5 protein-coding genes and 1 pseudogene are annotated in these 6,156 nt (G+C 34.9%); 3 read left to right on the forward strand and 3 right to left on the reverse strand.

All coding sequences use genetic code 11. The features are described from left to right. Positions 1-169 precede the first annotated feature (169 nt). The gene (locus F6K54_RS38485; protein ID WP_293089384.1) at positions 170-1,285 is read left to right on the forward strand and encodes a geranylgeranyl reductase family protein; all 1,116 of its coding nucleotides are present in this window, start codon (positions 170-172) and stop codon (positions 1,283-1,285) included. Positions 1,286-1,644: 359 nt separating this feature from the next. On the opposite strand, the gene F6K54_RS38490 is transcribed toward F6K54_RS38485, so the two are convergent. From F6K54_RS38490 to F6K54_RS38500, 3 genes are all read right to left on the reverse strand, one after another. Continuing rightward, positions 1,645-2,331 carry a hypothetical protein gene (locus F6K54_RS38490; protein WP_293089386.1) on the reverse strand — a complete coding sequence of 229 codons (687 nt, stop codon included), beginning with the start codon at positions 2,329-2,331 and terminating at the stop codon, positions 1,645-1,647. A gap of 230 nt (positions 2,332-2,561) precedes the next feature. After that, positions 2,562-3,119, reverse strand: coding sequence for a hypothetical protein (locus tag F6K54_RS38495; protein WP_293089388.1), 558 nt, complete (start codon positions 3,117-3,119; stop codon positions 2,562-2,564). A gap of 190 nt (positions 3,120-3,309) precedes the next feature. Next, on the reverse strand, positions 3,310-4,077 hold the full coding sequence (locus F6K54_RS38500; RefSeq protein WP_293089390.1) for a pentapeptide repeat-containing protein: 768 nt from the start codon (positions 4,075-4,077) through the stop codon (positions 3,310-3,312). Between the two features lie 529 nt (positions 4,078-4,606). Between F6K54_RS38500 and F6K54_RS38505 the strand changes: the two are divergent. Further along, positions 4,607-4,870: pseudogene (locus tag F6K54_RS38505) on the forward strand (zinc ribbon domain-containing protein); the annotation flags it as partial. A 211-nt stretch (positions 4,871-5,081) separates the two neighbouring features. Beyond that, positions 5,082-5,303 carry a hypothetical protein gene (locus F6K54_RS38510; RefSeq protein ID WP_293089391.1) on the forward strand — a complete coding sequence of 74 codons (222 nt, stop codon included), beginning with the start codon at positions 5,082-5,084 and terminating at the stop codon, positions 5,301-5,303. Positions 5,304-6,156 lie beyond the last annotated feature (853 nt).

A 6,156-nucleotide genomic window follows, 5' to 3' on the forward strand; every position in this document is an offset into this window, starting at 1 on the left:
ATAAACGGACGTGGAGGCAAGGGTAAGACTACCGCCTACGGTAGCAGCAGTCAATGAAGTGTCAACCCACCGAGGAGCTTAGGCTCGGTAGGAATCCCCGTGCCTAACAGCCGGGGAGGATGTCAATTCCTTTCCATAATCAAAAATTTAGTTATCAAAGTTAAAAAATATGTTTGATTGTATAATTGTAGGAGCAGGCCCAGCAGGAGGTACAGCAGCTTATCATTTGGCAAAGAAAGGACGCTCCGTTTTAGTCATAGAAAAAGAATCTTTGCCTAGAATTAAAGCTTGTGGTGGTGGGGTATCTCCAGCTATTGCTCAGTGGTTTGACTTTGATTTCACTCCAGCCATTTCTCTCAAGGTCAAGAAAATTCGCTATACATGGAAATTAGAAGACCCCGTAGAAGCAAATTTACCTTCTGCAATGTGGATGGTTAAACGGGATATTTTCGATCATTTCCTGATCCAAAAAGCTCAAGCAGAAGGTGCAGAATTAAGAGATAAAACAGAAGTTACAGGTATTGAATTTAAAAGCGATCGTTGGGAAGTTAAAACAAATGGAGAACCTGTTATAGGTCGTTATTTAATTGCGGCTGATGGAGCTAAAGGCCCAATGGCTAAATGGTTGGGTTTCAAAGAGTCTAAAAAACGGCAAAGTTTGGTCTTTGAAGCAGCATTAAAAGACCAAAATCAACAAGTTAATTTTGAATTTGGCTCAGTGAAAAATGGCAATATCTGGAGTTTTCCGAAAGCAGATTCTTGCTCAATTAATATTGCTACTTTTAGAGGTGGAGAACCCAAAAATTTATCCAAAGATTTGATAGAATATGCACAGAAAATTGGTTTAAGTGTAAATCAAAATGAATTATTAGAACATCCTATTTCTCTATGGGATGGAGATAAAAATCTCCACACAGAAAATGCAGTATTAGCAGGAGAAGCAGCAAGTATATTAGACCCTTTATCTGCTGAAGGAATTCGCCCCTCAATTTTCAGTGGAGTCAAAGCTGCTGAAGCTATAGATGAAGCTTTAGGAGGTAATGGAGATGCTCTGAAGAAATATACTCAGGTAATTAATGAAGAATGGGGTGCAGATATGGTTTGGGCAGGTCGTTTAGCAGGAGCATTTTATCGGTTTCCTAAAGTAGCTTATAAAGTGGGAGTTAAACTACCTGTAGCAACTGAAGTAATGAGTAGAATTCTGTGTGGAGAATTGCGTTATGCAGATATTGCTAACCGGGCAATTAAAAAACTCAGTGGTAGTTTTTTACCAGGAAGAAGTTAGTTGAATAACATTATGCTTAAATTTCCCAGTTTATACAACAATAAACTTTGATAATCAAAATAAATATTAAAATTATGCCAGTAAATACAAAGTTTTACCGTCTTGTTGAACTGACAATTCTGAATTTAGCTACTGATATTTTTGATTGTTATTTTGACAGAAAAGCAAATTAAGATGTAACGGTTTACCTGATAGTAATTTTCAGAAAAATTGAGCTTAAGGTAAAAACAAAAACTTTTAAAGGGACGTTCCACAAAACGTCCCTAATGTGGTTAAGTTGAACGAAAAATTATCTAAGTTTTAATAAATTATTGATTTAGTAAAAACCCAGAAATAATAACTCAACGAAGTATCTTTAACTATTCAGAGATCAATCTTTGCTCTGTAGCGATTGTAGCAACTGAAACCCAACCAATTCTACCTTTTTCTGGTCCTTCTAAAACCTTGACTTTAGCCATTTTTAAAAATTTGTTTTTTGCGTTTTCAAAAGATGAATCAGGGTTAGTTGAATTAGATTGTGCAGGATTTTCTAAAATTTCAACTGCTGTACCAGATTTAATAGGAGTTTGAATAGAAAAAATCTCGCCAAAAGCCTCATCTAGACCTATTTGTTCACCCGATAATAGTTTTTCCGCAACCTTAAAGCTTTGGGTTGCTGTGCTTTCATCTTGAGAGCTATGGAGTGGGATAAAATTTTCTGGAGAACTACCTTGTAATATATTTACATCTTCATATCTTGGTCTTTGATCTATAGTACCTTGAAGTATGCCTATATTGCTTTCTCCTTCTATCTTTACATTGTTGTTTTTTGCATCATATTGTTTTGAATTATTGTTTGTAGTTGACGTTCCATTTTGAGTAATACCAGAATTTTCATTTCCTTTAATTTCAATTTGGTTATTTTTTGATTCATAAGTATTAGAGTTCTTTACTTTGTCTTTATCAAAAACAAAATTCCAGGTCAAAAGAATGAGAATTATTGAAACAGCGCCACCTACACCACCAGCAAATATAAATCTTAGAGGACTTTGTAGTTTTTCTTTCATTGTTTTGTCATCCTTTTCTGTAATAGAATTAATAGGAGTTTGAGTAGAGAAAATTTCGCAAAAAGCCTCATCTGGCTCTATTTATTTATCCAATAGTAGCCTTCCCAAAAGCTTTAAGCTTTGGGTTACTGTACTTTTATCCTCAAAATAATAAACTTCGATAACACTGCCTAGGGAATTACCTCATACCATATCTACATCTTTAATATTTTAGTCTTTTATCTATTTATCTATTTATCTATAGTATTTTGAACTATACCTGTATTACCATCTCCTTCTATTTTTATATCGTTGCCTTCTGCTTGTTTTAAGTCATTATTTGTAGTTGACGCTCCATTTTGAGTAATACCAGAATTTTGGCTTCCTTTAATTTCAATTTGGTTATTTTTTGATTCATAAGTGTTAGAGCTACTTGCTTTAGTGTTAGAGCTACTTGCTTTGTGTTTATCAAAAACATAATTCCATATCAAAGGAATGAAATTTGCTAAAACAGCACCACCTACACCAGTAAATAGAAATCCTAAAGCACTTTCTCCTTCTGTTTTTGCAGTATTGCTTTCTACTTGTTTAGAGTCATTTTTTGTAGTTGATGATTCAGTTTGAGTAATACCCAAATTTTCATTTCCTTTAATTTCAATTTCATTACTTTCTAATTTATAATCATTATAATTGCTTGCTTTGTGTTTATCAAAAGCAAAATCCCAGGTCAAAAGAATGAGAATTGCTAAAACAGCGCCACCTGCAGTAAGGAGTAGAGGTTGTAAATAACTTTTGAAATTTTTTTTCATTGTTTGTCATCCTTTGGAAATATACTCTTAGCGATCGCCACTTTTACGCCACTTCTAATATTTATTACTCTTTAAGTGTAGATACATCAATGAGAGCTGAGATTCCGGAGACTTTTTCAAATGAAATTAAAAGGTTGCACTTTTTCTTAATTAATATCAGATAATTCTGTTAAACAAAAAACAAAAATAACTAAAATGCCAACCTTAATAAAGAAGGAAGTAAAGAACCAATAGCGTGTACAAATTGATTAGGCTTTTTTGGTTCAGGAGGATTTAAACGTAGGTCAATAATTTCTACCAAATATTGCGATAATTCTTCACCCTCTTTACTACCTTTAGAAATAAAAATCTCGCGAGATTTTTCCGCATCTGCAAGAGCAGCTTCAAGACTTCCCAAGTCTGCAAGAGCCATACTTCTAGCAAAATAAGCAGCAGCTAAATCAGACTTCAAACTAATAGCTTGGTTATAATACCTAACAGCATCTTTATAATGTCCGGCCTTTGCTTCAGCAATTCCTAATCGATAAAAATCTTCAGCTTCACCCACATCAGATGGCATTCCCACAGCACCTAATAAAAAAGCATTTTTTAGGTCAACACCTGTTAAATTAGCACCAGTTAAATAAGCACTTCTGAGATCTGTACCAGCCAAATTAGCCCCAGTTAAATTAGCCCCAGTTAAATTAGCACCAAATAAACTTGTACCAGCTAAGTTAGTACCACTTAAATCTGCCCCAGTCAAATTAGCACGACTGAGATTTGCTCCACTCAAGTTAGCCCCTTTGAGATTTGCTCCTTGAAGATTTGCTAATACCAGGCCAGCACCACTTAATTCACAATTTGGACATTGTTTACTAGATAATAACTTTTGTGTATGTTGGATATTTTCAGCAATGGCTGGAGCGTCAGTACAAACCGTACTTAAAACTAAAATAGCAGAAAAGATTTTGAGTCTCATCTTCAAATCTTCCAAACTAAAGATTATATTTTGCTGCTATGTTAGCACTCAATCAGTAAATCTAGTACCTTCTCACGAAACTAAAAAGCAAGTGTCTAGTTCTGAAGTCTCAATAAAAGAATGAAAGTTATCACCTAAATGTAAGACAGAGAATACTTAGGGCTTGCTGAAAAAGTCTGATGGTGATGATAGGGAACAGGGAACAGTTTAGACTATCTACTACGGCCAAATTTTCTGATAGTCAGGGGAAAAATATTAGCATTTTGAGAAACATTGAGCCAAAAACCTTGCACCCCCTCAGCAATATTTAACCCTGGAAGCCTTTACAGGTATTGATTACAATTTTATTCAGCAAGTCCTACTTACAGCGCTTTTCATATTGATGAACCACATCTTCACAATCAAAACCCTGTAGGGACGTTCCATGGAAGGTCCCTACTGTGGTCTACCGTGCAGGAAAACCGCTATAAAGCAAGAGTTATGTTTGCCATTAAAAGTGAAAAACCTGGTAAAAATAAGGTTGTATGAGAATCCCAACTTTTCTCAAGATTGTTCTAATTGTGGGCATAGAGTCAAGAAAACTTTGTCAACTCGTACTCATGTTTGCCCTAGTTGTCATGTTGAAATATGTCGTGATACTAACGCAGCACGAAATATCTTGAGCCGTGGATTAGAAATAATAGGTGTTGAGTGGAATCAAGGTACTGTAGACGCGGAGCGGCGCGCCGAAGGCAGGGCATTCAGGAACCTCCTAGTAATAGGGAACGCTTTGGGAGATAACGGCCTCTGCTAATGATGGGCAACTTGCCGATCGTAAGCTGTGTCGATGAGCAAAGAATCACTTTTTGTGAGAATCCCCGTGCCTAACAGCCGGGGAGTATGTCAATAATTTGATAATTTTCTAACTGAGGGAGTTTTAATTCACCCAGTTGGGTGATGCTACTAATAAATGCTTAGTAATAAACTTAAACGAAGTTACCAATTTAAAACTCAGTTAGTAAAATATGAATAATATACAAGGTTCTGAGAGTTTACTTCAAAAGGAACAACTTTCATTAACAAAAACCATTGACTCTATTTTGACAAAAGGTATAATCACTCAAAGTGATAGAAAAAAACTATTGTCTTTTCTAGTGTCTAATCCACTGCTTCTTTCTGAAGACATCCAAAGAATTAATGAAACTATATTCCAAATAGAATCTGGAATGTTAAAAGTATTAAGTTAAAAATATTTTTCCTATTTCTTAAAATCTTAGTTTTTTCTGCTATTGCTAATATGAAATGTAGTATCTATACACTGGCAAAAGTGACAATTTCATTAATGGATAATGGATAATGGATAATTACCTCTGGTTAAAACCGAGAGGATTGAATATCAGGAGATATTATTTCTTTTCTCTTGGTAGATTGGATATGGCGAGGAGACCCGCTCTTATCAGAGCCGCTCCGCTTTATATGTTGCGGAGCAAAACGCCATCCCATCCTACGGAATGCTCCGCAAACGACCGCTTTTTCCCCTTAAAAGGGGAGGCTTCAAGGCGCGAATTATTTAATTATTAATTATTAATAATTAATAATTCGGTAATTTCTCATAAATTGCAATAGCTTCATGCTGTTACATTAAATTCGCAACAGTTTTAAAATAATTGATTATCCATATGGAGATGAATTTTGTGACCGATACAAGTTAATATATATAAGAGCTAGCTCCACAGTATCATGCCAATTATCTGTTGTTTGCTAACACTAAAAAATATAGACTATCCTAGACAAACATCTACAAAATGTCTAGGAGATAACACAATCGCGAATTAGCAGAAAAATTAGGAACCTAACACCAAGCGTGAAAAAAGAATGCTACAAAAAGGTAGACCTTGATTGTATATGCTTAAAAATAGCTAGTCTAGTTCATTTTAGATAGTTATTTATATCATTTTTCCATTTTTTTTAAATAGGGTTTGCTGATTAAATATCGCGCTTATTGACTGATATTGGTTTGAGCAATTTTAGATCTGGAAAAAGTGCGAGGTTTTAGGTGGTAATGGTTCAAAAATTCAGGATTTTGCTCAAGAGTTGGGC

Origin of the sequence: Okeania sp. SIO3B5, from assembly GCF_010692555.1 — a bacterium.
Lineage (GTDB): Bacteria > Cyanobacteriota > Cyanobacteriia > Cyanobacteriales > Microcoleaceae > Okeania.